The organism is Streptomyces sp. NPDC053474 (assembly GCF_044544845.1).
Classification (GTDB): Bacteria; Actinomycetota; Actinomycetes; order Streptomycetales; family Streptomycetaceae; genus Streptomyces.
Genome location: NZ_JBITXV010000013.1, coordinates 250,759 through 277,304, shown reverse-complemented (window position 1 = coordinate 277,304; position 26,546 = coordinate 250,759). Strand labels below are relative to the sequence as shown.

Annotated in this window: 20 protein-coding genes; 11 read left to right on the top strand and 9 right to left on the bottom strand. The window is 73.4% G+C overall.

What is annotated here, in order from left to right; genetic code table 11:
* Positions 1-4: 4 nt before the first annotated feature.
* Positions 5-2,197, bottom strand: coding sequence for an MGH1-like glycoside hydrolase domain-containing protein (locus ACIG3E_RS29490; RefSeq protein WP_399622522.1), 2,193 nt, complete (start codon positions 2,195-2,197; stop codon positions 5-7).
* A 5-nt stretch (positions 2,198-2,202) separates the two neighbouring features.
* Positions 2,203-3,519 carry a cytochrome P450 gene (locus ACIG3E_RS29485; protein WP_399622520.1) on the bottom strand — a complete coding sequence of 439 codons (1,317 nt, stop codon included), beginning with the start codon at positions 3,517-3,519 and terminating at the stop codon, positions 2,203-2,205.
* A gap of 140 nt (positions 3,520-3,659) precedes the next feature.
* On the opposite strand from ACIG3E_RS29485, the gene ACIG3E_RS29480 reads away from it, so the two are divergent.
* Positions 3,660-4,067, top strand: a complete 408-nt coding sequence (locus ACIG3E_RS29480) for a DUF3224 domain-containing protein (protein WP_399622517.1) — start codon at positions 3,660-3,662, stop codon at positions 4,065-4,067.
* Between the two features lie 82 nt (positions 4,068-4,149).
* Here ACIG3E_RS29480 and ACIG3E_RS29475 read toward each other — a convergent pair whose 3' ends face one another.
* Entirely contained in the window at positions 4,150-4,992 is an 843-nt protein-coding gene (locus ACIG3E_RS29475) for a DUF1206 domain-containing protein (protein WP_399622515.1), read from the bottom strand.
* Positions 4,993-5,334: 342 nt separating this feature from the next.
* On the opposite strand from ACIG3E_RS29475, the gene ACIG3E_RS29470 reads away from it, so the two are divergent.
* Positions 5,335-6,072: a trypsin-like serine protease gene (locus tag ACIG3E_RS29470; protein WP_242714561.1), complete on the top strand. Its 738-nt coding sequence runs from the start codon at positions 5,335-5,337 to the stop codon at positions 6,070-6,072.
* A 116-nt stretch (positions 6,073-6,188) separates the two neighbouring features.
* Here ACIG3E_RS29470 and ACIG3E_RS29465 read toward each other — a convergent pair whose 3' ends face one another.
* Positions 6,189-6,797: an MEDS domain-containing protein gene (locus tag ACIG3E_RS29465; protein ID WP_399622512.1), complete on the bottom strand. Its 609-nt coding sequence runs from the start codon at positions 6,795-6,797 to the stop codon at positions 6,189-6,191.
* Positions 6,794-7,294, bottom strand: a complete 501-nt coding sequence (locus ACIG3E_RS29460) for an STAS domain-containing protein (RefSeq protein ID WP_399622511.1) — start codon at positions 7,292-7,294, stop codon at positions 6,794-6,796. The genes ACIG3E_RS29465 and ACIG3E_RS29460 overlap by 4 nt, the downstream gene beginning before the upstream one ends.
* Before the next feature lie 505 nt (positions 7,295-7,799).
* Between ACIG3E_RS29460 and ACIG3E_RS29455 the strand changes: the two genes are divergently transcribed.
* The 4 genes from ACIG3E_RS29455 (at position 7,800) to ACIG3E_RS29440 (ending at position 10,210) form a co-directional block, all read left to right on the top strand.
* Complete coding sequence (locus tag ACIG3E_RS29455; RefSeq protein ID WP_399622509.1) at positions 7,800-8,078, top strand: hypothetical protein; 279 nt, start codon at positions 7,800-7,802, stop codon at positions 8,076-8,078.
* Between the two features lie 271 nt (positions 8,079-8,349).
* Positions 8,350-8,709, top strand: coding sequence for a hypothetical protein (locus ACIG3E_RS29450; protein ID WP_138957777.1), 360 nt, complete (start codon positions 8,350-8,352; stop codon positions 8,707-8,709).
* A 9-nt stretch (positions 8,710-8,718) separates the two neighbouring features.
* Entirely contained in the window at positions 8,719-9,015 is a 297-nt protein-coding gene (locus ACIG3E_RS29445) for a hypothetical protein (protein WP_399622506.1), read from the top strand.
* Positions 9,002-10,210 (top strand): ATP-binding protein, encoded by a 1,209-nt coding sequence (locus ACIG3E_RS29440; RefSeq protein ID WP_399622504.1) that lies wholly within the window; start codon positions 9,002-9,004, stop codon positions 10,208-10,210. The genes ACIG3E_RS29445 and ACIG3E_RS29440 overlap by 14 nt, the downstream gene beginning before the upstream one ends.
* Positions 10,211-10,265: 55 nt before the next feature.
* Here the strand turns inward: ACIG3E_RS29440 and ACIG3E_RS29435 are convergent, their stop codons facing one another.
* Positions 10,266-11,483, bottom strand: a complete 1,218-nt coding sequence (locus tag ACIG3E_RS29435; protein WP_399622502.1) for a S8 family peptidase — start codon at positions 11,481-11,483, stop codon at positions 10,266-10,268.
* A gap of 429 nt (positions 11,484-11,912) precedes the next feature.
* Between ACIG3E_RS29435 and ACIG3E_RS29430 the strand changes: the two genes are divergently transcribed.
* The 5 genes from ACIG3E_RS29430 to ACIG3E_RS29410 all read left to right on the top strand — a co-directional run bounded on the left by ACIG3E_RS29430 (position 11,913) and on the right by ACIG3E_RS29410 (position 17,078).
* Positions 11,913-13,241 carry an ABC transporter substrate-binding protein gene (locus ACIG3E_RS29430; protein WP_399622572.1) on the top strand — a complete coding sequence of 443 codons (1,329 nt, stop codon included), beginning with the start codon at positions 11,913-11,915 and terminating at the stop codon, positions 13,239-13,241.
* Positions 13,242-13,250: 9 nt separating this feature from the next.
* Positions 13,251-14,213 carry a carbohydrate ABC transporter permease gene (locus ACIG3E_RS29425; protein ID WP_399622501.1) on the top strand — a complete coding sequence of 321 codons (963 nt, stop codon included), beginning with the start codon at positions 13,251-13,253 and terminating at the stop codon, positions 14,211-14,213.
* Positions 14,210-15,097, top strand: coding sequence for a carbohydrate ABC transporter permease (locus ACIG3E_RS29420; protein ID WP_399622498.1), 888 nt, complete (start codon positions 14,210-14,212; stop codon positions 15,095-15,097). The genes ACIG3E_RS29425 and ACIG3E_RS29420 overlap by 4 nt, the downstream gene beginning before the upstream one ends.
* Before the next feature lie 57 nt (positions 15,098-15,154).
* Complete coding sequence (locus tag ACIG3E_RS29415; protein ID WP_399622496.1) at positions 15,155-16,477, top strand: alpha-glucosidase/alpha-galactosidase; 1,323 nt, start codon at positions 15,155-15,157, stop codon at positions 16,475-16,477.
* Between the two features lie 112 nt (positions 16,478-16,589).
* Positions 16,590-17,078 (top strand): cupin domain-containing protein, encoded by a 489-nt coding sequence (locus tag ACIG3E_RS29410; RefSeq protein ID WP_399622495.1) that lies wholly within the window; start codon positions 16,590-16,592, stop codon positions 17,076-17,078.
* A gap of 57 nt (positions 17,079-17,135) precedes the next feature.
* Here ACIG3E_RS29410 and ACIG3E_RS29405 read toward each other — a convergent pair whose 3' ends face one another.
* From ACIG3E_RS29405 to ACIG3E_RS29395, 3 genes are all read right to left on the bottom strand, one after another.
* Entirely contained in the window at positions 17,136-22,826 is a 5,691-nt protein-coding gene (locus tag ACIG3E_RS29405) for a hypothetical protein (protein ID WP_399622492.1), read from the bottom strand.
* A 173-nt stretch (positions 22,827-22,999) separates the two neighbouring features.
* Complete coding sequence (locus ACIG3E_RS29400) at positions 23,000-24,472, bottom strand: alpha/beta hydrolase (RefSeq protein WP_399622490.1); 1,473 nt, start codon at positions 24,470-24,472, stop codon at positions 23,000-23,002.
* A gap of 162 nt (positions 24,473-24,634) precedes the next feature.
* Positions 24,635-26,371, bottom strand: coding sequence for a dihydroxyacetone kinase family protein (locus ACIG3E_RS29395; protein WP_399622488.1), 1,737 nt, complete (start codon positions 26,369-26,371; stop codon positions 24,635-24,637).
* Positions 26,372-26,546 lie beyond the last annotated feature (175 nt).

Below are 26,546 nucleotides of genomic sequence, written 5' to 3'. Positions count from 1 at the left end.
GAACTCATGACCCGCTCAGCATCGGCAGCAGCGCCGCCGCCGACCAGCTGAAGTTCGGGGAGTTGAGCGGTGCGCCGGTGAGCGGGTCGTAGTTCTCCATCACCGGGCCCCGGTCCGCGAGACCGGCCGCGTGGGCGAGGAGGCGGTCGGTCAGCGCGCGGGCCTCGGCGGTGTGGCCGTAGCGGCGCAGCCCTGCCTCGGCGAAGTACGCCTGGTCGAGCCAGACGGGGCCGCGCCAGTAGCGCCGCGGGGCGAAGTAGGGCGAGCTGCGGGCCACCGTCGGGAAGGGTACGGGTGTGGCGAACTCGCCCGGGTCCGTCAGCTTGTCGCGTACGGCCGCCGCCTGCGCGGGCGTCGCCGTGCCGGTCCACAGCGGGACGGCGCCCTCGATGCCCCGCCCGCGCGCGGTGAGCCGGGAGCCGTCGGCCAGGTCCGTGTCGTAGAACCAGCCGCTCTTCGGGTCGTACATCCGCTCGCGCACCGCCTTGTGCGTGGCCCGCGCGCGGGCGCGCCAGTGCCGCTCCCCCGCCTTGTCCCCCAATTCCCGCGCGATGGCGGCGAGATGGGTCTGGTCGGCGGCGAGGTAGGCGTTGAGGTCGACGGACTCCTGGGTGAGCGAGTAGCCGGTCACGCGGCCCGAGGCGTCCTGGTTGGCGACGACGGAGGTGCCGAGGGCGGCGTCGAAGCGCGGCGCGTTGTCCATGCCGCTCTCCCAGGCGGCGGCGAGCCTGCGCTGCTCCGCGCTGTCGTTGGCGGGGTCGAGGGTCGCCCCGTACTCGGCGAGCCCGTCGCCGTCGTGGTCGCGGTTGCGGTACCACCACGCCTGGTACGCGGCCAGCTTCGGGTACATCTCGCGCAGGAAGCCCCGGTCGCCGCCGCGTTCGTAGACCTCCCGCACCGCCCACGCGGCCAGCGGGGGCTTGCTGTTGCGCTCGTTCCAGTTGCCGCCGCCGTCGGAGGGGTCGTTGTAGAAGACCGCGTCCGGGATCATCCCGGCGTCCTGCGGCCTGCTCGCCGAGCCTGGGCGTATCTGGTGGTCGAACATGGCGCGCAGCTGCGACTCGGCGAGCCGCGGGTCGAACCGGGCGGTGCCGACGGCCTGCTTCCAGGTGTCCCAGGCCCAGATTCCGCCCGCGAACCACTTGTACGACAGCGAGGGGCTGATCGCGTCGTGCCGGATCCGCCCCGCGGCCGAACGCCAGTTGGTGACCAGGGTCTGGAGCGCCTTCACGGCGAGGCGGCGGCGCGCGGGCGGGACGGGGTCGGTGACAGCGGCGACGTAGCGGCGCCAGCGCGCGTCCCCGGCCGCCGCGACGGCGGCCGGGTGGGACAGGGCGCGGCGCACGGCGGCGCCCTCGCGCGCCTGCTCGGCCGGGGTGAAGGTGTAGCTCTCCGCCCAGTCCAGGGTGCGGGCCGCGCCGGGGGCGAGGCGCAGCGGCGCGGCCAGCTCGGTGCGGTAGGCGTCGTGGTCGAGCGTGGTGCGGACGGGCTCGCGGTGGGTGATCTGGAAGCGCTCGGTGCCGTCGGTGAGGTAGTCCCACTTCTCGCGCACGCGCGCGAAGTCGACGGCGACGCCGCGCGCCGTGGTGGCCAGCGCGGGCGCGTCCCGCTGCGGCCCCTGCTCGGGGCGCAGCAGGCCGCCGGACCAGTCGGCGGCGAGCGTACGCGGCGTACGGCCGCTGTTGTGGACACGGGCGCGGACCAGTGCGGTGCGGTCGGTGGCGAACCGCAGCTCCAGGGTGAGGTCGAGGCCGTCGAGGCGGTAGCGCTGGCGCAGCAGCCCCGGCAGCGACGTGAAGCGCGGCGCGCCTCCACCGGCCAGATCGAGCGTTCTCCCCGCTTCCTTCAACCGGATCCTGCTGAAGGACCGGCTCAGCCACCAGGGGTACTCCTGGGCCAGGTAGAGCGGCCCGGTGAAGCCTCCGTACGTCGTCGGGTCGCCCGCCTCGGGCAGGGCGTACGCGTGCCAGGCGCCCCGGTCGGCGAACACGTTGACGGGGTTGAACTCCCCCGGCGACGCGGCCTTGGGGGCGCCTTCGAGGTCGAGGACGTTCTCGTACGCGGCCGGAGTGCGGGCGGCGGACGCGGTGGGGTGCCGCGGCGCGGCGTCACTCGCCCCCGACGGGGACGTCGTGCCCGCGGCGAGGCCGAGGGCCAGGGCGAGCGCGGGCAGGACACGGGATCTACCGCTGGTCACCCGCGTCACCGCGCGCTCACCCGCATCGGGATGCCGTCGGCCGCCCACAGCACGAACCGTTCGATCGGCGTGACCCGGTGCCCCGGCACCGGCCGGAACGTGAGGCGCTTGAGGAGCACGGCCAGGACGAGCTGCGCCTCGACGGTGGCCAGACCCGCGCCCTCGCAGCTGCGGGGGCCGAGGCCGAAGGGGATGTAGGCGAACCTCGGCCGCTTGGCCGTCTCTTCCGGGGTGAACCGCTCCGGGAGGAACCGCTCGGGCTCGGGCCAGTGGTCGGGGTTCAGATGGACGGCCCAGAAGGGGTAGAAGATGGTCGTCCCCGCGGGGATCTCGTACTCCCCCAGCGTGAGGGGCTCGGTCATCTCCCGCGCGCCGTACGGGCCGGGCGGGTAGAGCCGCATCGCTTCCTTCAGGGTCATGTCCAGATACGTCAGCTGCCGCAGGTCCGCGTACGTGGGCGCGGCGCGGTCCCCGAGCACGCGGTCCACCTCTTCGGTGACGCGGGCCGCCACCTCGGGGTGCTGGCCGAGCAGGTGCAGGGTCCAGGAGACGGCCACGCCGGTGGTGTGGTGGGCGGCGAGCAGCGTCACCATGACGGTGTCGCGGATCCGCGCGGAGCTCTGGCCCGCCTCGACGAGCGCGCCGATCAGATCGCTCCGGTCCGCGCGGCCGCCGGAGCGGTGGTGCGCCGCGATGACCTGGTCGACCGTGGCCCGCAGATACGCGAGGGCCTCGTCCGCGCGCCGGGCGCGCTCGTCCTGCGTCCCCGGGACCGGAGCCTGGTAGAGCCGTCCCAGGTACTCGGTGAGCACCGTCTCGAACGCTTCGGTGACCTTCTCGGGGTCCTCGGCGTCGCCGCCCAGGGAGTACGCGCAGATCATCCGGAGCGTCAGCGCGGTGAGGTCCTTCTGCAGCTCGACCGGCTCGCCCCCGGCACGCGCGGCCCAGCGGTCCGCGAGGTCCGTCGCGAGCTCGGTGAACCGCGCGAAGTGCCGCTCGTGGGAGGGGCGTCCGGCGAAGACGGAGAGGAGCAGCCGCCGCCACGGGGTGTGCTGGTCGGCCGCGAGGACCTGGAGGTTGTCCGCCTCGCAGAGCGGGGCCAGGAACGCGAAGAGCCGCTCGGGCCGTTTGTCGATGTGGGCCGTGGCTTCCAGGAGCACGGGGTCGGCGACCGACACGGCCTCCTCGGCGCCCGGGAGTTGGAACCGCACGACGGGTCCGTACGTTGCGTGCAGCCGCAGTTGATAGGCGTGCAGTCCGCCCGCATCCGTGACGGCGCCCACGCCGCCGTCCGGGCGGGCTTCGGGTCCCGGGATCTCCATGGCCGCGTTCCTTCCCTGCCCGTGGGTCGAGCACACGTACGCATCCGGAGATTCTCCGGGCGGCGGTGCCGGGCCATCCGTCTGGTAGATCAGGCTTTGTCCTCTGGTGGCCGTACGGGTGGCGGGGCCTACGATCCGGTATGCGAGCTTCTGGAACGTTCAAAGTCGCCGACTTCACTCCGGTCACCACGCCGAGCCCGGGGATCGAGACCGCGGTGCCCATGGCGGTGGCCACGATGGCCAAGCAGTACGAGGGCGAGGTCGTCGGGCACTCCACGACCCTGTTCACCGCCGCGGCCGACCAGTCCACCGGCACCGGCACCTATGTCGCGATGGAGTCCTTCGAAGGGACGCTCCACACGCGGAGCGGCACCTTCAACTTCGCGCACTCGGGGACCACCGTGGACAGCCGCAAGCAGGGCGCGTTCTTCGTGATCGTCCCGGGCAGCGGAACGGGCGACCTCGCGGGGATCAGCGGAACCGGAGGCATCGCGGTCGACGAGGACGGCACGCACCGGCTCTGGTTCGACTACGAACTCGGGCCGTAGCGCGGCCCCTCCGTGAATGCGGCGGCCGGGGGACGCCCCCTCCCCGCCGCCGCACCGTGCCCCGGCCGTACCCCCGCGAAGCTCACACCTTCCGCCAGCGGGCGCTGGCCCACGAGAAGACGCCGAACGCCATCAGCGCCACCGCCAGGGCGACCAGCAGCCACGGCCCGCCCGCGGTGTGGCTGAAGGAGCGCAGCGTGTCGTCCATCCCCTTGGCCTCGCCCGGCTCGTGCCGCACGGCGGCCACGACGAGGAACACGCCCGCCGCCGCGAAGGCGCATCCGCGGCCGCAGCCGCCGACCACCCCGAGCACGTCCACGCCCCGGCGCACAGGGGCGGACATCTCCCCCATCCGCAACCGGCGGCGGTACCTGCGCAGCGCGGCCCTGCCGATCATCCACAGCCCGGCCGCCACGACGCCGAGCCCCGCCGCGCCCACGATCCACTGCCCACCCCGCCAGCCAAGGACGGTCGCCGTGAAGTCGTCGGCGTGCCGGTCGGAGGAGCCGCTGCCGCTGCCCTTGTCCCCCGTGACGTAGGCCAGGACCAGATAGCTGACGACGCCGTAGAAGACGAACCGGGCCGCCGACAGGAGGCGTTTGCCCGGCTTGCGTCCCTCGGGGCCCGCCTGTCCGAACAACGCCTCGGACAGCCGCCACAGCGCCATTCCCACGAGGCCGAGACCGAGGAGCCACAACAGGGCTTCCCCGAAGGGCTTCTGGGCGAGCTCGGTCAGCGCGCCGCCGCGGTCGGCCTGCTTTCCGTCGTCGTCGGAGAGCGCGATGCGCAACGCCACCACGCCGACCAGTACGTAGATCGCGCCGCGCGCCACGAAGCCGGCCCGCGCCGCTACCTCCACCACACGGCCGCGGGCCAGCCGCCGCGCCCGGCCTGTCCCGTTTCGCACCAGCCCATCAAAGCCCATGGTGGCCGAATCCCCCGGGACCCGCGGCCCATGCCCCTCGGGGGCGAGGCAGAGGCCACACCGGAGGCCAGGAGCGCCCCGCCCGCCCCCGCAGGAGCGACCTTTCGCCACGCAATAGTCCAGACCATACGTTTTCGCTTGACTATGCATGTGTCCGCAACTCTACGCGAGTAGCCGTGCCCCAACCCTTGCGACAGCACTGGCCCATCTGCCAGATTCTCAAGGGCCTTTGATGGCATGCACGCGACAGGATTACCCGCCTCGCGCGTGTACCCCTGACCGCATACCTATGCGGCTTCGTCCTCATGGAGGACGCTCCACCCCCACACAATGGAGATGAACGTGCGAATATCCAGACTCCTCCCCGCCGTCGCGGCGGTCGCCCTGACCGTCCTGGGGCTCGCCCCCACCGCCGCCGCTCAGGCCTCCGCGGCCGAGCGGGCGCCCGCCGCCCCGTCCACCACCTCGGCCCAGCCGATCATCGGCGGCGGCTACGCCAGCAACGCCCCCTGGGCGGCCCGGCTCTTCTCCAACGGGCGACAGACGTGCACGGCCACGATCATCGCCCCGACCTGGATCCTCACCGCCAAGCACTGCGTCAGCGGCGGCGGCCTCTCCTTCCGCATCGGCAGCCTCGACCAGACCACGGGCGGCACCCAGGCCAACGGCGTCAGCGTCACCAGCAACCCGTCGGCCGACCTGTCCCTGGTCAAGCTCGACCGCTCCGTGGCGGGCACGTACTCGCCGCTCGGCCAGCCCGGTTCCGTGACCGTGGGCCAGTCCGTGCAGGTCTACGGCTGGGGCGCGACCTCCCAGTGCGGCCAGGAGATCAACTGTCAGTCCCGGCTCCTGAAGGTCGCCAACGTCACCGTCACCGGTGGCTGCCGCGACGCCTACCAGGGCCAGGCCATCTGCGCCCGCCGGGGCAACGGCATCACCGCGGGCGGCGACTCGGGCGGCCCCATGATGGCCAACGGCCTCCAGGTCGGCGTGGCCTCCACGAGTGACCGGCAGACCACCACCGCGTACACGAACGTGACGGCGTACCGCTCCTGGATCCAGAGCGTGGCCGGAGTCTGAGCCATCCCTCCCCTCCGCGTGGCGCCGCGCGGAGGGGGCACGGGCCCCGGTTCAGCGCCGGAAGTAGAGGCGCACGACCGAGCCGTCCGGGCCGAGCCGCTCGGTCATCAGATCGCTCAACTGCCGCTCCACAGCCGCAGCACGCCGTGCCCGCCGCCGAAGCGGAGGGCGTTGACCACCGTCTCGTGCACGGCGACGACCAGGTCCTGGACGCGGCCCTCGGCGAGCGACCGGCCGCGCGCGAACTCGGCGGCGGCCGCGCGGGCCACGGCCGTCCGCCCCCGCTCGAAGGGGATCTCGGCGGCCTCGCGACAGGCCGACCCGGCCAGCTCGCGTTCGGCCTCGTCGCACTCGGCGTAGAAGTCGGCCGGGGCGGCGTAGCGGTCGTTGCGCAGCAGCGCGTCGTCGCCGACGGCGAGCTCGGGGTGGGTGCGGCGGGCGGTCGTGATGACCTCCTCCGGCAGGGCCCGGGTGTCGTACGGACACAGGATCCAGTGGCCGGACGCGGCGAACGCGACGTTCAGGAGCGACTCGTAGCGCATCCACTCCTGGACCTCCAAGGTGGTGCGACCCGTCCAGACGGGTTCGCCGTTCACCCGGACGCGGCGGGCGCCGCTCCGCTCGCGGGCGGCGCAGTACGCGTGGTACTGGCCGAGGGTGCCCTCCGGGAATTCCTCGTCCGCGCCGTAGCACAGCGCCTGATGGGCGAAGCCGGTTCGCGTCACAGCTCCTCTTCCCCCCTGTCGATCTCCAGGCCGGGGACCGCGTCCCAGCCCGTGGCCCGCATCACCCGGCGCACGTGCGGGGCGACCCCGGTGAGGAGGAGGCCGCCGCCCCGCGCCCGCAGCCGCAGGCCCGTGTGGACCAGCAGCCGCAGGGCGCCCACGTCGATGAACGACACGTCGCGCAGGCTGAGCCGGGTGCGGTGGCCATCGGCCCGGCCCGCGGTGCGCGCGGCCTCGCCGTGCAGGGCCCGGGCCACGGCCGTGACGTTGGTGTCGTCGATCTCCCCGGAGAGCGCGAGCACGGGCAGGGCCTGGAAGACCGGGGCGAGCAGGCGCTCGGCGTCCTGCGACTCCTTGAACGCGTCGCCACCGGGACCGCGTACGACGTCGAGGGCGGCGAGCAGCACCTCGCGCTCCTCCTCGGTGTCGTAGCCGAGGAGGAGGTGGTCACCGCACCTCATCTGCCCGACGGCTCTGAGCACCGGTTCCCTATCCATCCGACCCACCACCCTCGCGCCGCACCCCCACCGCAACTACGCGGTGTGCCGAGCCGGTTACACGCCACGCCGGAAACGGGACCTCCGTAGCCGATACGGTGATCCACACCCCACGGCGCCGGGTGGGGCTCGCACGGTTCAAGGGACGCCGAGGACAGCCATTCCCCTGACGGGGCTGTTGACCGGGCTGTACCGTCCCATCCTCCGCACCACGTCTCCCGGGCGTCACCTCCGTCACTCCGGAAATCACACAGGGAGTCGCCGCGCTTCCCGGAAATAAGGCGGTACAAGAAAAGGCTTTCGCCGCTACACTCGCTCATCGGGATATCCGGCTTCGGGGGATTTCGGGGGGCGATCACGCATGGCCGATGATCCACACTCACAAGATTCAGCGGCACGGCACGGACGCCGCCGCCCTTGGCACCGGGAAGTCCCGCCAGAGGCCGCGGAAGCCGTCGTCGGAGTTCTGCAACTCCTCGGCGATGTCGCGATCAAAATCGCACAAGTGCCGCGCCCGCTGCAGCTGAAGAAGCTCACCTTCGACGAGGTCGTCCGCTATTTCGTGGAGGAACGCCCGGACGTGCCCCAGGTGCACCACGGCGCCCTCCTCACCCGGCAGGGACGTTCCTACGGATTCCCCTGTCTCCAGTTGTTCGTCGACCGGGACAACCGCCCCTGCCTGCGTCCCTCCGGGGAGCCGTACGGCAGGTTCATGGTGGCGAAGGAGCTGGACGGTGAACTCCTGGGGATGTTCGGCGGGCGGGAACTCATCATCTTCGAGTAGCGCCACGGCCGGGAGTGGGGCAGTGCGGGAGGAATCGATGGCGAAATGGGCGGCCGTGGCCGCCGGATTGGCCGTCGCGGTGCCGTTGGCCGTCGCGACGTTCCGCGCGCGCAGGAAGAGGAACCGGTTGGACACAGAGATCGATCAAGCAGAACTGAACCGATGGTTCCGGCGCCATCGCTGATACGAGGGCGGCCACACACGACGAGTCCGTAACCACATCCGAACGACAACGGAAGAAAAACGAACACTATCGGGGGGAAAGACACCAATGGATCCACTCTCCCTCATCGCCGCGATCGCCTTCTTCGGCTATATCGCGGTGGTGATCGTCTCCATCACCGTGGAAATCATCACGGAATGGTTCCGGGCGCGCGGCAGGATCAAGGCGGACAACGCCAACGCGATCGCCTTCTCGCTCGCCGAGCGCATCGCCAACAAGGACTACGCCAAGGTGGGCGGGGTGTTCGACAAGACCCCGACGACCGCGTCCACGCGCATCGTGCAGGGCTTCTTCGACGAGCGGACCGGCCGGGTGGTCCAGGCTCGGGCGCTCGCCAGCGCCCGCCAGCCCGACGCCGCCGTGGTGCGCCACCACGCGGCGGGCCGCGGGCTCGTCGTCTACACCTGAGGGGCAGCGGTGGAACCCATCAGCCTCCTCCTGCTCCTGATGGCGGGAGGCTTCGCCGCCGGGGCCGTCCTCGCCCTGGTGACCTGGGACATGGTGAACGGCTGGATCTCCGCGCGGGCGGTGCGGGGCGGCTACGCGGAGATCCTGTCCGAGCGCCTCACCACCGGCGACTACCACGTCGTCGGCGGCATCTTCAGCCCGTACGGCGTCAGGACGGCGACCCAGGTCTGGGACGCCCACGCCATCGACCCCGAACTCGCCCGCAGGCTCCGCGCGTCGAGGGGTGTGATCCGTGTCCAGACATGAGCGCGGCCTCGACGACCACGGCACGGACAACGGCTCCTGGTCCGCGCCCCGGCTCTTCCTGAGCGGCTTCCCCGCGGACCTGCCGGACCGGGAACTGGTGAAGTTCCGGGTGCGGCTCTTCGCCATGCTCGGCGAGATCGTCGACCACTACCGGCCCGGCCCCTTCGTCCTGAGCGCCGGATACGGCACGCTGCCCCCGCGGCCCGGCCACGACCCCGCGCCGTGGCCCGCCCAGGAGGAGGAGCCGCAGACCCCGTCCTTCTCGACGGTGGAGCCGCTGTACACCTTCGACCAGCTGGTCCTGCCCGAGGAGACCGTCAGCAGGCTGCTCGACTGCGTGTCGCTCGTGGAGGTGGCCCCGCTCGTCTTCGACACCTGGAACCTGCGGTCGATCGAGCCCCATCCGTCCACGGCGGTCAACTTCCGGGGCCCGCCCGGCACCGGCAAGACCATGGCCGCGCACGCCATCGCGCACCGGCTCGGCCGCCGCATCCTGTCCTGCCGCCTCTCGGACCTGGAGAGCAAGTACCACGGCGAGGGGCCCAAGAACCTCGCTGCGCTGTTCGCCACGGCCAAGGAGCAGAACGCGGTCCTCTTCGTCGACGAGGCCGAGTCGCTGCTCTCGCGCCGGTTCGCCCAGCCCCAGCAGGCCGCCGAGAGCGCCATCAACTCCATGCGGACCGAGCTCCTCATGGCCCTCGACACCTTCCAGGGCCTGGTGATCTTCGCGAGCAACCTGCCGCACAGCTACGACGCGGCCGTCGAGTCCCGGTTGCTGCACGTCGACTTCGCCCTGCCCGACCGCGCGGCCCGGCGCCGGATCTGGCAGACCCATCTGCCCGCCGAACTGCCGCTGCACGACGACGTGTCGCCGGAGGACCTGGCCGACGTCGGCGACGTCTCCGGCCGGGACATCAAGCTGGCGGTCATCCTCGCGGCGGTCGGCACGGCCCGCCGCCGGGAGGCCGCCGTCACGCGGGAGACACTGCTCGCCGCCCTCAAGGAACAGCGCACCGTACCGCCCCCGTCGCCGGTCCCGGACGAGGCGGGGGCCGAACTCTCCGACGAGGGCAAGGAGTCGGTGGCCGCACAGCTGCGCCGACGCCTGGCCGACGCCAAGGGCGACAGCGGCGCGCAGGACGGGGACGGAGGTGTCACGGACCAGGGCGACAGCGGTGCGGACGCCCCGGCCTGAGCCGTGCCGCGCCGCGTGCAGACGGCGGCCCGCGGGCCCGGCCGGGACCGCGGGCTCAGCCGTTGTCCTCCTCGGGGTCGTCCGGGGTCAGCGAGGGAGCCAGGTACAGCAGGCGGTTGGGCGAGCCCGGGCTGACGGTGAGGACGTCCTGCGTGGCGTCGTCGATGATCCGCTGCTTGAGGGCCGCCGGGGTGCTCTCCGCGTCGTCGTCCAGGGCGAGCAGGACGGCCCCGGTGACATAGGGCGCGGCGAAGGAGGTGCCGCTGGCCGTGGCGGACCCGCCGCCCATCGCCGCGGCGAGGACCTGGTGCCCGGGGGCGTAGAGGCTCACGCAGCGGCCGTAGTTGCTGGTGACGGACTGGACGTCGCTGCGCGTGCTGTTGCCGACGGCCAGGACGCTCGACGCGCGCGCGGGCGAGCGGGTGCAGGCGCTGCGGCCCTGGTTGCCCGCGGCGGCGACGGTCAGGATGCCGTGGTCCTTCGCGAGGTTGTTGACGGCCGTATCGATGGTCGGGAACATCGGCGAGCTCAGTGAGGAGTTCACCACGGCCGCCGGGACCGCGTTCTTCGCGATCCACTCGTACCCGGAGAGCAGCCCCTCGCTGGTGCCTCTGTTCTCGCAGTTGAGGACCCGCACCGACACCAGCTTGGCCTTGCGCGCGACCCCGTAGGTGGCCCCGCCCACGAGGGAGGCGACGCTGGTGCCGTGGCCGTAGCAGTCCTTGCCGTCGCCGCCGAAGGCGTCGAAGCCGAGCGTCGCCCGGCCCTCGAACGCGACGTGGTCGAAGTCGATGCCGCTGTCGAGGATGTACGCGGTCGCGCCCTCGCCGTCCTCGCCCGGTGTGAAGGAGCCGTCGAGCGGCAGCTGGGCCTGGTCGATGCGGTCCAGGCCCCACGATGTGGTGGCCTCCCGGTGGCGCCTCGAGGTCGTGCTGCGCGGGCCGGAGATGACGCCGACCTCCTCCACCGCCACCACGCCCGGAAGGCGCCGTACGGTGCTCAGCTGCCGCGGGGTCAGATCGGCGGAGAAGCCGTTGAGGACCGCGCGGAAGGTCTGGCGCACCGGCAGGCGCCACTGCTCCGCCGCGCGGTCGGACGGCACGCTCTTGGCCAGGGTGACGATGTACCGGCCCGGCAGGGCGTGGGCCGCCTCGTGCACGGGGGCGGGCGCCCGCTCCCCGGCCGTCGCGCCGGGGGCGGCGACGAGACCGGCCGTGAGGGCGGCGGTGGCAGCGGCGACGGCGGTGACGGCGCGCCGAGGTGGTCGGGGCATGGGCTGCTCCAGGTGAGGGTGGGGGGCTGGTGCGTACCGCACGGCCCGCGGGCCGCTCTGTATCTCTCACCGGGCCGCGCTCGCGTGTACCCGCCCGTCCCCCTGATGGCGCACGTCCCCTTGGTCCGCCGGGCCGTCGTGGGAACTCGTACGGCCGGGAGCGGGATCCGGCCTTGCTGCCGCGGGCCGTCGGCGGCGCGGTCGCGCGCGACGGCGTGCGAGCCGCGGACGCCCCCGGCGCCCGCACGGCCGACGATCGCGACCGCACCGCCGCCCGGTGCGGCACACGCGGTCGGCCCGCACAGCCGGACCGCCCCGTTCCGCGCGGCCGGAACCCGGCTCCCCCGCCCCCAGCCCTCTTCTCGCCACGGACATCCCCTCGTACGTTCCCCTCGACTCGACGCAAGGACCGATCCTCCGGAGGTGGCGATGCCCGCGGTGCCCGGTGCGTCAGGTCCGCTCTCTCGGCGCGGGCTGCTGCGCGCCGGTGGTGCCGGGGCGCTCGTCACGGCGGGTGGCGCGGGGTCGGGCTGCGCGGCGGGCTCCGGCGGCGGCGTCGGTCCCGACGGGCGCGTCACCATCCAGCTGTGGCACGGGCAGACCGAGATCGCCGCGAAGGTCATCAAGGGCCTGGTCGCCGACTTCGAGCGCGGCCATCCGGACATCCGCGTGGACATGGGCGGCGGCGTCGTCTCCGACGCGATGCTCCAGAAGGTCACCGCGGCCCTGGCCGCCGGTTCCTACCCCGACATCGCCTACGTCTTCGGCTCCGACCTGGCCAGCGTGGCCCGCAGCCCGAAGGTCGTCGACCTGACCGGGCACGTGCGGCGGGCCCCGACGCCGTGGCGCGACTACTGGGCGGCGGCCCGCGACGCCGTCACCGTCAACGGCCGGGTCCGGGCGGTGCCCGCGCTCCTGGACTGCCTGGGCGTGATCTGCAACAAGAAGGTGTTCGCCGCGGCCGGGCTCGACCTGCCCGAGGCGGGCTGGACCTGGCAGGAGTTCGTCGACACCGCGCGCCGCCTCACCAACGCGGGCGAGGGACGGTTCGGCACCAGCTGGCCCGGCACGGGCGACGAGGACACCGTGTGGCGGCTGTGGCCGCTGGTGTGGGACCTGGGCGGCGACGTGATCGCCGACGACGGGCGGAGCATCGGCTTCGCCACGGCGGGCGTGCGCGCCCTGGAGGTCGTACGGGACCTGGCGCGCGACCGGAGCGTCTATGTCGACCCCAAGCCGGGCAGCGAGCAGATGTACCAGGTCTTCCTGTCCGGGCGGATGGGCATGGTGATCACCGGGCCCTGGCAGCTGCCGGACCTCCGGCAGGCGGGCCTCGACTACCACGTCGTCCCGCTGCCCACCTTCAGCCGCGGGCCCGTGACCATCTCGGGCCCCGACACCTGGGTGCTCTTCGACAACGGCGACGCCCGCGCGCGGGCCGCGCGGACCTTCGTCACCTGGCTGATCCAGCCCGCCCAGGACAGCCGGTGGGACGTGCGGGCGGGCAGCCTGCCGCTGAGCCGTCGCAGCGGGGCGCGCCCCGCCTGGCGCGCGCACGCCGCCGACACGCCCGGCCTGCCCGTGTTCACCGAGGCGCTGACCGCCGCGCGCGTACGCCCGGTGCACCCCGCCTACCCCCGCGTCTCGCGCGCCCTGGGGCAGGCCATCGTGTCCGTGCTGCTCGGCCGCGCCGGTCCCGCCGACGCGGTGCGCTCCTGCGCCGACGAGGCCAACGCAGCCCTGCTGATCCCGCGTTGAGGACGTGACATGCCCCCGCATCCCCCACCGCTGACCCTGCCTTCGGACCGGTCGGGGGCGCGTGCCCGGCGTCGTCGGCGCCGCCGCGAGTCCGCCACCGCCTGGGCGTTCGTCTCCCCCGCCGTGCTCGTCGTCCTCGGTCTGAGCGTCGTGCCCGTCGTCTGGTCGCTGCTGCTGTCCTTCCGGGCCGACGACCTCGTCACACCGAGCCGCTGGGTGGGCCTGGACAACTACCGCGCCCTGCGCCACGACCCGAACTTCCACGAGGCCGTGCGGAACACCGTGGTGTACACCGTCCTCTACGTGCCGCTGAGCATCGCCCTCGGGCTCGCGCTCGCCCTCGTCCTCAACCGGCGCATCCGCTGCGCGGGCCTGTACCGCACCCTGTTCTTCGTGCCGTTCGTCGTCTCCGCCACGGCACAGGGCGTGCTGTTCTCCTTCATCCTCGACCCGGAGTTCGGCGCGGCCAACTCCGTCCTGCACCGGCTTGGCGTCTCCTCGCAGGGGTTCCTCACCGACCCCTCGCAGGCGCTGTTCGTCCTGGTCGCCATCACCCTGTGGAGCGGCACGGGCCTGTGCACCGTCATCTATCTGGCCGCGCTCCAGGACGTACCGCGGTCGCTGGTCGAGGCCGCCCGGCTCGACGGGGCGGGACCGCTGCACCTGCTGCGGCACGTGACGCTGCCCACGCTCGCGCCGGTGAGCCTGTTCCTGGTGCTGTGGCAGACCCTCCAGGCCCTCCAGGTCTTCGACCTGGTCTATGTGACCACCAAGGGCGGCCCGCTGGGCTCCACCACCGTGATCGTCTACTTCGTCTGGGAGCAGGCCTTCAAGGAGTTCACCGCGGGGTACGGCGCCGCTGCCGCCTACGTCCTCGCCGTGGCGCTGCTCGTCGTCGCGGTCGCGCTGCGGGCGGTGCGCGGCCGTGTGCGGCTCCCGCGGCCGCGGCGCACGAAGGCGGCCGCCTCATGACCGTGACCACGGGCCGCCCGGCCCGCGCCCGGGCCCGTCCGGCTCCGGCGCCCACGCGGCGGCGCGGCCCACGGCTCCCGTTCAGCCCCTGGCACCTGGTGCTCGCGCCGCTGGCCGCGCTGTTCGCGGTGCCTCTGGTGTGGCTGGTGCTCAGCTCGGTGATGAGCAACGCAGAGATCAACCGCTTCCCGCCCGCCCTGTGGCCGTCCGGGCTCGACCTGGGCGGATACCGCTACGTCCTCGGCAACGCCCTGTTCCCGCGGTGGCTGCTGAACTCGGCGGTCGTCTCGGCCGCCGCGGTGGCCTCCAACCTCGGGTGCGGCGCGCTCGGCGGCTACGCCTTCGCGCGGATGCGGTTCGCCGGTTCGCGGCTGCTCCTCGTGCTGATGCTGGCGACGATGGCGGTCCCGTTCCAGCTGACGATGATCCCCACGTTCCTGGTGATGAAGTGGCTCGGCCTCATCGACACCCTCGGCGCGCTGATCGTGCCGTCGCTGGTCACGCCGTTCGCGGTGTTCCTGTTCCGGCAGTTCTTCCTGGCGCTGCCGAGGGAGCTGGAGGAGGCCGCGTGGATCGACGGCTGCTCGCGCCTTCGGGTGCTCCGGTCGATCGTGCTGCCCCTGGCCCGGCCCGCCTTCGCCACCGTCGCCGTACTGACCTTCCTGACCACGTGGAACGACCTGACCTGGCCGCTGATCGCCATCAACCACGACACCCAGTACACGCTCCAGCTCGGCCTGACCACCTTCCAGGGGCAGCACCACACGCGGTGGTCCGCGGTGATGGCGGGCAACGTGATCACGGTCCTGCCGGTGCTGCTCGCCTTCCTCCTCGCCCAGAAGACCTTCATCCGCTCGATCACCTCCAGCGGCATCAAGGGCTGACCGCCCGGCGCCCGCCCCGAGCCGCCCCAACGCCACCAGCATCGGAGTGACCACCCCATGACGCATCCCAGGATCGCCTTCATCGGGGCGGGCAGCGTGGAATTCACCCAGGGCCTGCTCGCCGACCTCTTCGCCTTCCCCGAGTTGAAGAGCGTCCATGTCGCCCTGCACGACATCGACGCCGAACGGCTCGCCACCGCCGAGGCCGCCGCCCGCCACATCGCCGGGGAGCGCGGCGCCGACGCCCGCGTCACGGCCCATCTCGACCGCCGCGCGTCCCTGGCCGGTGCCGACTTCGTCATCAACACCGTGCAGATCGGCATGGCCGAGGCGACCCGCACCGACTTCGCCGTCCCCGCCCGCTACGGCCTGCGCCAGACCATCGGCGACACGCTCGGCATCGGCGGCGTCTTCCGCGCCCTGCGCACCTTCCCGTTCCTCAAGGGCCTCGGCGAGGACATCGCCGCGCTGTGCCCCGACGCCTGGCTGCTCAACTACACCAACCCCATGGCGATGAACGTCCAGTACGTCACGCGGGCCACCGGCCTGACCCGGGTCGTCGGCCTGTGCCACTCCGTGTACTGGACCCTGCGGGACCTGGCCGAGCTCCTCGGCGTCCCGTATGACGAGATCACGTACCGGGCCGCGGGCGTCAACCACCAGGCGTGGGTGCTGCGCTTCGAGCACGAAGGCAGCGACCTCTACCCAAGGATCGACGAACTGATCGCCCAGGAACCGCAGTTGCGGCGGCGGGTCCGCATGGACATGTACCGGCGCCTCGGCTACTACCCGACCGAGACCAGCGAGCACTCGTCCGAGTACGTCCCCTGGTATCTGCGCCACGACAGCGAGGTCGAGCGGCTGCGGCTCCCGGTCGGCGTCTACCTCGACATGACCGACGACAACGTCGCCACGTACCACCGGACCCGGGACGCCCTGGCCAAGGGGGCGCCCCTCGCCGTCGAGGGCACCATGGAGTACGCGCCGCAGGTCATCCACAGCGTGGTCACCGGCACCCCGCGCACCATCTACGGCAACGTGCCCAACCACGGCCTGATCGACAACCTCCCGGCCCACGGCGTCGTCGAGGTGCCCTGCCTCGTCGACGCGTCCGGCGTCCAGCCCACCCGCGCCGGATCGCTGCCTCCGCAGCTCGCCGCCCTCAACCGCACCTACCTCAGCGTGAACGACCTGGTCGTCCGCGCCGCCCTCGACGACGAGCCGCGCCACATCCGGCACGCGGCGATGACCGACCCGGCCACGGCCGCCACCCTGACCGTGCGCGAGATCTGGCGCCTGTGCGACGACATGGTCCGGGCCCACGGGGACCTGCTCCAGCCGTCCCTGCGCGCGCTGCTCGCCGACCCGGCCGACGGCTGACCGTCCCGCGCGGCGCACGGTGCCGTACGGGTGCTCTGTCCCTGGATCCCGCCCCTGTGGGGTCCCGGCCCTCTAGGATTCCACCGTTTCGCCGCACAGCCAGGAGGTGCCGATGTCCGCACCGGAGAAGCCCCGCCTGCTGGTCTCCTTCGACCAGTACCTGCCGTACGTGTCCTCCGAGCAGACCGGAGCACTGTGGAAACTGGCGGAGGGGCGACGGCAGCTCGACGCCAACCTGATCAGGCTGCCTCCGTCGGGCGGCGTGGCGGCCCACGTGGAGCACTCCCTGGACGTCCTGCTCGTCGTGGTCGCGGGCGACGGCCGCCTCGACGGCGACGGCGAGCAGCTCGCGCTCGCCGCCGGGTCCGTGGCCTGGCTGCCCCGCTCGTCCCGGCGCGGGCTCAGCGCCGGGGCGCACGGCCTGGTGTATTTGACCGTGCACGCGCGCCGCCCCGGCCTGAGCGTCACCGGCACCGCGCGGGAGGGCGGCGAGGCGCCGTGCTCCCTGGACCGGGTCTGCCCGGAGTGCGGCACGATGCGCGCCGAGGCCGGGGCACCGTTCTGCGCGTGGTGCGGCGAGCGGGTGTCCGCCGCGACCTGAGCCGAGCCCGCGCGCGGCCGCCTCCCTGAGCCTGCCGCCCGCCGTCAGCGCGTCGCCCTAGGACTGCTCGGGCAGGTCGGCCGGGGTGCGGCCGAGGACGAGCTGGTCGAACAGGGCCCCGCCGCCGACGGTCCGCAGACTGAGGCTCCGTACGCGGTACGCGGCCTGGGCACGGGCGAGTTCCCACAGGTCCAGGCGCACGGTCGACCAGGTGCGCGGGGGCGTGGGGAAGGTGACCTGGGCCAGGACCGCGGCGTCCGGCCAGGTGGGGGAACCGGCGAGGACCAGCACCGCGGGGGCGTTCCAGGCGAGGCCGAGCCGCAGGCCCATGGCGGTCGTGGCGGGGCCCGCCGCCTTCCAGGCGAACTGGAAGTACCGGTACTGGCCCGGCTCGGGGTGTTCCGCGATCTCGAAGTCCCACTCGGGGAGCACATGGCCGAACGGCGCGAAGAACTGCGGGTGCGCGTCGGCCGCCGAGACGCCGTCGTGGACGTCCAGGCGTACGCAGGTGCCGCCTTCGGGGCGGGCGTCGCCGCGCTGGAAGGTGAGTCCGCCGTGGACGAGCGTGCGCAGGTCGCTCACCCGGTCGTCGAAGAGGGTGGCCCGCTGCCGCCGGTCGATGACGTCCCGGTGGGAGTTGCCCAGGACCACGCCGTGGAAGGCCAGTTCGCCCATGCGGAGGTTGCCGACGGGCCAGGCGCCGCCGCCGGTCGTGACGAACCGGAACCAGGAGGCCACCAGCGGTGTGGTGAACAGGTGCGTGTGCACGGCCCGGTCGGACAGCAGCATCGGCCCGTCGGCCCAGCGCCCGGCGTGGGTGTCCCACCACTGGAGCCGGACGTCGCGCAGCCACGACTCGGGGTGCGCGGGGTCCTCGGCGATGGTGACGCCGTCCAGGCGCAGGAGGTTCCGGTAGGTGTCGACGGTCAGCTCGAACGTGCCGTGCCAGCCGCTGTCCACGGAGTTGACCACCCACCAGGGCAGCCACGGCCTCGGGGGCGGCTGCGCGCTGCCGTCGAGCAGGAGGCCGGTGTCGTTCTGCTGCGACAGATAGATCTCCTGGTCCCGGTCCAGGAGCCGGGAGCGGAGGACGACGCCCGTCTGCTTGAGCACGTTGTCCGTCAGGGGCCTGGGCGTGGCGGCGGCGTTGCCCCAGGTGCGGCGCACCAACGGGGTCGGGTCCGGAGCCCGCAGCTTGGGGCGGAGGTCCTGCTCGGTGGGGGCGAGCCTGCTCTGCCAGCGGGGCCTCAGATCGGGCCGGTAGCGGACCACGGTGCCCATCCAGGTCGCGGCGACCAGGTCGCCGTCGGGCAGCCAGGCCGGGACCGGCAGCGCCAACAGGTCGACCGCGGCGACGACGGCACCGTCGCGGGTCAGGACGGCCAGGGTGCCCAGCTCGCTGCCGACGGCGACGCGGCTCCCGTCGGGCGAGACGCGGGGGCGGCGCAGCAGGTCGTCGCCGGTGTACGTCCACAGCAGGCCGCCGTCGGCGCCGAAGACCTTCAGCTGCCGGTACTTGGTGACGGCGATGAGGGATCCGTCCCCGGAGAGGGAGACCTCGTCGGCGGCGGCCGGGACGGTGGTGCGGAGCGCGCCGCCCCGGATGACGTAGAGACGGCCGCCCTCGGTGTCCGACCAGATGACGACGGTGCGCCGGTCCCGGCTGACCACGCCGCCGCCGAAGGCGCCGGTGTCGGCCACGTGCAGCGACCACAGCGTCGCCCCGTCGGCCGCCGCGAGCCCGGTGATCCGGCCCTCCGCGAAGGTGATCAGGGTCGCGTCGTCGGCGGCCAGGAGCCGCAGCGGTGCGCGCCGGTGCTCCGCCCACCACTGGTGCGCCCACCGCTCGGCGCCGGAGCTGTCCCAGACCGCCAGGCCGAGATCGCCACAGGTGGCGACCCAGGAGCCGTCGGGTGCCACCGCGAAGTTGTTCAGGCCGAGGTCGTAGCCCCAGTCGCCGCGCGCCCAGTTGGTGGCCCGCTTGGGCAGGCCGAACAGGGCGAAGCGGCGGCGGGCGGCGCCTGCCGCGTCCAGCAGGTACAGGTGGTAGCCCTCGGCGCTGAGCACGTCGAAGCCCTGCGCGGCGAACCCGCCCGCGTGGGCGACGGGTCCGTACGCGAAGTGGTGCCCGAGCCGTCGGCGCCAGGTGGTGCGGCCGGTGGCGAGGTCGATCCCGTAGACGTTGTGGTCCCAGTTGAACGTGGTGAGGGCCGCGCTCGTGCCGTCCGCGGAGACGGCGATGTCGCGGACGTGGGGGCCGAAGGCGTCCTCGGATGCCGACGGCAGCGGGCCGTGCGCCACCGGGACGACGGCGTAGAGCCTGCCGGGCACGGAGCGCAGGTCGGCGGTGAACTCGTCGCCGAGGAGCGTGCTGACGGGCTTGCCGGTGAGCAGGTCGACCACCTGGTGGAGGAGCGGGAGCCGCACCTTGATCCTGGCCATGACGGGGACGCGGTGGGCGCACAGCAGGCCCACCCGCCAGGCGAGGCCGGGCTCCCAGTCGAGCAGGGTGTTGTTGACGGCCCAGAGGTAGCGGACGCCGCCCGCGGTCCACTCGCTGAGGTGCACCTCCGGGTTGTCGACGCACTCGGCGAAGGGCGTCACGGCGCTCAGCGCGGAGCGCAGGACGGCCGCCTGCTCCAGGAAGAGGGCGCGCAGCGCCGCGTAGGCGGCGTCGTTGTTCTGGATGGGCTGTTGGTAGGCGTCCTTGTTCTGCTGTTGGGTCTTCTCCACGTGGTCGAAGCCGATGGCGAGGCGGGTGAAGCCGGTGACCCGGTCGGCGTGGCAGGTGGCGTCGGCGAACACCGGTACGCCGGCCGCCGCGAGGGCCGCCGAAAGGGGCGGGTCGAGCTCCACGGTCTGCCCCACGACGAGCACCGCCTGGTAGCGGCGCAGCACCTCGGCGCTGACGTCCTCGGCGAACACGAAGGACGCCGGGCGCTGCGCGTACAGACAGGCGTTGTACGCCTCGTACAGGCGCTGGAAGTAGACGCCCGCGTACTGTCCTTCGTTGAACTCGATGCGCTGCATGCGCGTGGACACGACGATCGCGACGGGGTCGGCGCCGCGGGCCCCGGCGGTCACCGGGCCGAGCCGTGCGCACAGGTCGAACAGGGCGCGCAGGACCGAGGTCTTGCCCGCGCTGCCGCTGCGCGGGTCGCCCGGGACACCGCCGCTGCCGCCGGCGCGCGCGTCCTGGGCGGCGGCTCCCTCCACGTGCTCGGCCCCGATGTCGGTGACCATGCCCGTGCCGTGGGCGCCGCGCATCACCTGCTGGAGGAGCGTCGGCATGATCATCCCGCCGGTGCCGTCGTCGTTTCCCAGCTCGGGGTGGCCCCAGGCGGGGCGGCCGGGTCGGCGGTAGAAGTCGACCATGTGCCGGGTGACCTGCGGCGGCTGGATCTGCTCGGCCTGGAAGTGCAGGTCGACCTCGTCGGCGCTCGTGAACACGAGCTGCGGCGGGACCTGCCGCTCGCGGTACGGGGCGGTCATCGCGCCGATGCCGCCTGGCAGGAGTGACGTCAGGACGGCGCGGAAGTGGGCCGCGGCCTCGCGCTTGTGGGCGAAGGTCCGGTCGCTGACGGTGTCGAGCACGGCCGACCAGGCGCCGTTCGCCGTCTCCGCCAGGGCCAGGGCCTGGCGGTACGCGGTCCGCTCGGCCTGGTCCTTCGCGGCGGCCTCGCCGACGGCGCCCGCCCACAGCCACCAGTTGGCCGCCCAGGTCCAGCCCCGGAAGGCGGCGTACGGCAGGAAGGTCCGGGTGACCGCCGTCAGATCGGCGTCGAGCTGCGCCAGGGTCCGGCGCTCGAAGTTCTTCGGCGTGCCCTGAGGGAGGAAGGGCAGGGAGGCGTCGTTCGTCAGGAGGATGGCCTGGGTCTCCATGCCGTACGCGCCATAGGCGGCGACGGCTCGGCGGCGCGGGTCCTCGACCCTCGCCTTGCCGGGGGCGACGCCGTCCGGCGCCTGGGTCAGACGGGCCACCAGGTCCGGCCCGACGCCTTGGTGGATGCCCTGGTCGGCGGGCACGTCCCCATAGGCGCCGGGCTCGGCGCGGTCCACGAAGAGGTTGATGCCGAGCACCCGCGCCCGCGCCACGTAGGCCGCGGTGGTCTCCGGCGCGTCCCTGAACTCCGGCAGGTCCTCGCCCCGTCGGACCTGCTGCGTCGCCCGGGGGTCCGCGGGGTAGCCCTGGGCGTAGATGTCGGCGTACTGCGTGATGTGGTAGCCGGGCCGCTCGGCGAGGCCCGGTCCGATCTCCAGGTGCTGCGGGGCGACGGTGAAGCCCTCCACGTCGGCGTCGAGGAGGTGGCGGCCGGGGGTGAGGCCGCGGGTGACGTCCGCGGCGAGGGCCAGTGTGCCGGTGCCGTCCGGCCCCAGGGGGACGTCCCGCGCGGTGATCTCCTCGCCGCCGCGAAGGAGCCGGACGCGGACGGACGTGGGCAGCCGCGTACCGGCCGCCGCGCGGGCGTGGACCGTGATCCTGTCGGCGGGCCCGCCGTCGGCGCTGCCGAGCGGCTCGCCCCGGCCGTAGTGGAAGCGGTTCGACGGCGTCCAGATCGACACCGTGCCGCGGGTGCCCGGTCGGCGTACCTCGACGATGCCGTCGACGACGTACTCGCTGTACCGGCCGGTGGTGTCGGCCGACACCCGCAGCTGGTGGAGGCCCCGGGCGTCGGCGGGCGGGGTGACCGCCCCCGCGGTCAGCGGGAGTTCGGTGAACTCCGGTACGCCCAGGGGCCGCAGCCACACCTTCAGGCGGGGGCGGCTCGGCCAGCGCCCGGGGTCGTGGGTGACGGTCAGCGGCATGCGGGCCCCGGCCGTCCAGACGTCCGCGTCGTACGTCACCGTCAGCCGCTCGACGTCGGCGGACACGCGGGCGACGAACGCGCCGGTCTCCAGGTCGTAGCGCTCGAACAGCGTCACGTGGTCGCGGCGCGCGGCCGGGGTGACCTGGTCCGACCTGCGGACGACGAACTCCGTGCCGCGGACCCTGAGGTCCGTGACGTCGTGGTCGGTGTCGGGCAGGGCGAGGACGCGGGTGCCGGTCCTGTTCCCGTTCAGGTCGAAGACCTGCACCTCGCGGCCGCCGGTCAGGACGTAGAGGTGGCCGTCGTCGGACACGTCGTAGCCGCTGAGGACGAAGCCCACGGGCTTGGCCCGCACCGGGTTTCCCACGGGCGTGCCGTCGAACGTGCACATCCGGATCACCCCGGACTGCCACGCCGTGACGAGCAGCCCCCGCTCCTCCGCCACGCGCAGTCCGACCGTCTGCCTGCGGTCCTTGGGGTCGCTGCTCAGCCGGCTCAGGTCGATGGTGTCGACCACCGTGTCCGGGGTCAGCCGCAGCACCCGCAGGGCGTGCTGGTCCATCGCGTAGAAGTCGCCGGACGGGCCCGCTTCCACGGCAGGCGGGGCGAAGTAGCCGTCCGTGTCGTTGACGGTGAACTCGTCGCAGGAGCCCAGAGGGCGGAAGTCCTTGTCCCAGAACGCCACCCGGTGGCTGAAGTGGTGCTCCGCGGTGGCGATCACGCCCGCGCGATTGGCCGTGACCGCGAGCAGCGCGCTGCCCGCCTTGCCGACGCGCGTCGTCGAGCCGTCCAGGGACAGCCGCAGGACGACGCTGGCCGGGGCGGCCGAACTCGCCACGTACACCTGGTCGTCCCGGCCCACGCCGAGGCGTGCCGCCCAGGGCTCGAACTTCGGGTCGTGCCGGGGAACGATCTGCTGCAGCGTCCTCGTCGTGCCCACGCGGCCTACCCCCTTGTGGTCGCCCCGCACGCTGCTGGGGGTCTCCATCAGGCTCGCATGGGGCGATCGGGGCCGTTGTCACCCGATGGGGTGATGCCGCACGTTGGCCGATAGTGCGCGCCGGAGGCGGCCCGTGGAGGCCGCCTCCGGGCGTGCTCGCATAGCCCCTGAGGTCAGGGGGTCGGAGCGGGGCTCGCCGGGCAGGTGCTGTCGCGCGTCGGCAGCTTGCCGGTGAGCAGATAGCGGCTGCCGTGCTTGTCCACGCAGGAGTTGGCGTCGAACAGGAACTGGCCGTGGTTGCCGCCGCCCGCGACGACCAGGCGCGAGCCCTTCAGCGCCGCCTGCATCCGGCGCGCCCCTGCCAGCGGCGTCGCCGCGTCGTCCTTGGCCTGGAGCAACAGCGGGGGCGGCACCCGCACGGAACCGATCTTCACCGGAGTGACGGGCTTGGCCTTCCAGAAGGCGCACGGGGCGCTGTACCAGGTGTTCAACCAGCCGAACAGCGGCGCCTTGCGGGCCGAGGCGCGCGTGTCCGTGCGCCAGGTCTTCCAGTCCCGGGGCCAGGGGTCGTCCACGCAGGAGTAGGCGAGCATGGCCGGGTTGACGCCGCCGTCGGCGAGCTGGTCGGTGGCCGCGAGCAGGGCGCCCGTGTCGCCACGCCGGTAGTCGGACACGGCCCGCGCCAGTTCGCCCCAGGTCAGGTCGGTGTACATGCCGGAGGCCAGCAGGTCGTCGAGCTCGGCGCTCCCGGCCCGGCCCCCGGCGGGGCGGGCGTCCAGCTTCTTGCGGGCCGCTTCCCAGGCGGTGGCCACCTTCGCGCGGGTGGTGCCCAGGTGGTAGGTGCGGTCGTGCCGCGCGGTCCAGGCGAAGAACTGCCCGGCCCGGTGCTGCAACGCCGTGTTCTGCCGGAACTGGGACGCGTAGGAGCTCGCCGTCGGGTCCACCACGCTGTCCAGGACCATCCGGCCGGTGCGCTTCGGGAAGAGCGTCGCGTACGTGGCACCGAGGCGGGTGCCGTACGAGTAACCGAGGTAGTCGAGCTTCGACTTGCCGAGCGCGGCCCGGACGCGGTCCATGTCCCGGGCGGCGTTCTCGGTGGTCATGTGCGGCAGCAGGTCGCCGGAGTGCCGCTGACACTGCTCGGCGACCTTGCGGGCGACGGTCAGCCGCTTCTTCTCCTCGCCCGCGTCGCGGGGCGTGTACGGCAGGGCCGGGTGCGGGGTGAGCTTGCTCGTGTCGCCGCAGGAGACGGGGGTGCTGGCGCCGACGCCGCGCGGGTCGAAGCTGACGACGTTGTACTTCTCCGCGACCTTCTGGGGCAGCGAACTCCACACCAGCTTGGCGACGCCGATGCCGGACTCGCCGGGGCCGCCCGGGTTGACGACGAGGGTGCGCGGGGCGTTGCCCGTGCCCGCGATGGACAGCGTCAGCTTGATCTGGCGTCCGTCCGGCTTCTTGTAGTCCAGCGGCACCTTGAGCGTGGAGCAGTAGGTGCCGCGCGGCGCGTCGGTCCCGGCGGGGCAGGTGCCCCAGCGCGGTCCGGCCGCCGGGGCCGCGGCCTGCGCCGTCGCGGGCATCCCCACGGCGAGCAGGCTCAGGGCCCCGGCGACGGCGGCGGCGCCGCCGACGATGCGCTTCGGTCTCATGTGCTGTCTTCCCGTCCATTCGATGGCTCTCGGCAGGGAGGACGGCAGAAACGGAGACCAGGTTTCCCCTCGGTCGCAGGAGACGCGCACCGGCCCGGCGTGGGTCCAGGACCGTGGGACGGTTCCTGAACCCACCCCGGGCCGGTGTCTGGTGAGGCCGGGTCAGATCGTGGTCAGGTGGCCCGGGGCGGGGAGGCGGGTGGCCCACGTGGGCTCGTGCACCTCGGCCAGGGTCGTGAAGACCAGGGCGACGGCGAGCGCGCCCGGGTCCGGGACGCCCAGGGCGTGGTCGCCGACGTAGCTGGCGCGGCCGCGCCGGGGGCGCAGCGACGCGGTCGAGAGCGCGCCGCGGATCGCGGCCTGTGCCGCGGTGGTCAGCGGGGCCTCGGCGAGCTCACCCGTCGGCTCCCCGGCCGACGCGGCGGCGAGGGACTCGGCGGCGGGGACCAGCGCGTCGACCAGCGTGCAGTCGCCGACGCGCGCGCCGCCCACGCGGTTGATGGCCGCGCTCGCGGCGGCCGCGGCCTCCGCGAGTGCCGCGACGGACGGCGCCTGCCCGTCGCCGGGTTCGGCGGACGCCAGGTCCTTGAAGAACAGCCCGAAGAGCGGCCCGCTCGTGCCGCCGACGTCGTTGAGGAACGCCTCGGCGAGCGCGGCCGTGCCCTCGATGCCCGTCTCGTCGGCCAGGCGCACCGCGCGCCGGACGCCACCGGAGAGGTTGTCCCCGAAGTCGCCGTCGCCGACGAGCTGGTCGAGCTTGGTGAGGTTGTCGCGGACCTGCGCCACGACCTCCGCGTACCGGTCGAGCACGATCCGGCCGCCCGCCTTGCCCGTCGTCGCGGCGGGCGCGGGGGCCTGCGCCGCGGGGGCCGCCGCCGGGGCGGCCGAGGTGCCCGCGGGGCGCACGGTCCGGGGCAGCGTGAGCGGGGTCTCGGTCGGTGCCGTCCACAGGTCGACCCAGCCCTCGTCGAGGCGGGTGAGGGTGAGCGAGAACCCGGCCATGTCGAGGGCGGCGGTGTACGTACCGGCGAGGGTGACGGCGGGGCGCAGGCCGCGCTCGGCGAGCCGGTCGTGCAGCAGCGAGCTGACCGCGTGCAGTTCGAGCTCGGTGGTGGCGCCGAGGCCGTTGACGAGCGCGAGGACGTCGTCGGAGCCCTCGGGCAGCGCGTCGATCAGGTCGTCGGTCATCCGCCGGACCAGGTCGTCGACGGAGGGCCGGGCGATGGTGCGGATGCCGCGCTCGCCGTGGATGCCGACGCCGTAGTCGAGCACGCCGGGCTCCAGCGTGAAGGCGGGAGCGGCCGTGGTGGGCGAGGTCTGGGCGCGCGCGGCCACGGCGACGCTGCGCGACTGCGCCACGACGCGGGTGCCGAGCTCCTGGAGCTCCTGGAGGGACGCGCCCCGGTCGGCGGCGGCGCCGAGCAGCTTCTCCACGACCACCGTCGCCGCCGTGCCCCGGCGGCCCGTCGCGCTGTCGGCGATGTCGGTGGCGAGGTCGTCGTCGACCAGGACGGTCGCGACCGGGATGCCGTCGTGCCGCAGGCGCTCCGCCGCGATCTGGAAGTTGATCACGTCGCCCGTGTAGTTCTTGACGATCAGCAGCACGCCCGCGCTCTTGGCGACGGCCGCGCTCGCCTCGTAGATCTGCCGGTTGTGCGGGGAGGCGAAGACCTCGCCGGGGCAGACCGCGTCCAGGCCGCCGCGCCCGAGGAGGCCGGTGTGCAGCGGCTCGTGCCCGGAGCCGCCGCCGGACACCAGGGCGACGCGACGGCCGGGGTCCGCGGCGCGGGCCCGCAGGTACAGCGGGGCGCTGTTGACCTCGACGATGCCGGGGTGGGCCAGGGCGAGACCGCGCGCGGCGGTCAGCACGGGGGCGGATTCCGGCAGGAAGTAGCTCATCGGTCGGTTCTCCGTAGGTCGGCTCGGGTCGGCCTCGGCGACGGCGTCCGCTGGGGCGTCGGCACAGGTGTCGGCAGCTGGGTCGGCATCGGCGAGGGCTCGGCTTCGGACGGCCGGAGCCGGTGCGGCCACCGCACAGCCCCGTGCGCCGACCCACGCCCCGCTCCGGACGTGC

What these genes read in the sequence shown, in the direction of transcription:
- ACIG3E_RS29485 (WP_399622520.1), bottom strand. Translation starts at nt 3,519, where the DNA reads ATGGAGATCCCGGGACCCGAAGCCCGCCCGGACGGCGGCGTGGGCGCC.
- ACIG3E_RS29480 (WP_399622517.1), top strand. Translation starts at nt 3,660, where the DNA reads ATGCGAGCTTCTGGAACGTTCAAAGTCGCCGACTTCACTCCGGTCACC.
- ACIG3E_RS29475 (WP_399622515.1), bottom strand. Translation starts at nt 4,992, where the DNA reads ATGGGCTTTGATGGGCTGGTGCGAAACGGGACAGGCCGGGCGCGGCGG.
- ACIG3E_RS29460 (WP_399622511.1), bottom strand. Translation starts at nt 7,294, where the DNA reads ATGGATAGGGAACCGGTGCTCAGAGCCGTCGGGCAGATGAGGTGCGGT.
- ACIG3E_RS29450 (WP_138957777.1), top strand. Translation starts at nt 8,350, where the DNA reads ATGGATCCACTCTCCCTCATCGCCGCGATCGCCTTCTTCGGCTATATC.
- ACIG3E_RS29435 (WP_399622502.1), bottom strand. Translation starts at nt 11,483, where the DNA reads ATGCCCCGACCACCTCGGCGCGCCGTCACCGCCGTCGCCGCTGCCACC.
- ACIG3E_RS29430 (WP_399622572.1), top strand. Translation starts at nt 11,913, where the DNA reads ATGCCCGCGGTGCCCGGTGCGTCAGGTCCGCTCTCTCGGCGCGGGCTG.
- ACIG3E_RS29425 (WP_399622501.1), top strand. Translation starts at nt 13,251, where the DNA reads ATGCCCCCGCATCCCCCACCGCTGACCCTGCCTTCGGACCGGTCGGGG.
- ACIG3E_RS29420 (WP_399622498.1), top strand. Translation starts at nt 14,210, where the DNA reads ATGACCGTGACCACGGGCCGCCCGGCCCGCGCCCGGGCCCGTCCGGCT.
- ACIG3E_RS29415 (WP_399622496.1), top strand. Translation starts at nt 15,155, where the DNA reads ATGACGCATCCCAGGATCGCCTTCATCGGGGCGGGCAGCGTGGAATTC.
- ACIG3E_RS29410 (WP_399622495.1), top strand. Translation starts at nt 16,590, where the DNA reads ATGTCCGCACCGGAGAAGCCCCGCCTGCTGGTCTCCTTCGACCAGTAC.
- ACIG3E_RS29400 (WP_399622490.1), bottom strand. Translation starts at nt 24,472, where the DNA reads ATGAGACCGAAGCGCATCGTCGGCGGCGCCGCCGCCGTCGCCGGGGCC.
- ACIG3E_RS29395 (WP_399622488.1), bottom strand. Translation starts at nt 26,371, where the DNA reads ATGAGCTACTTCCTGCCGGAATCCGCCCCCGTGCTGACCGCCGCGCGC.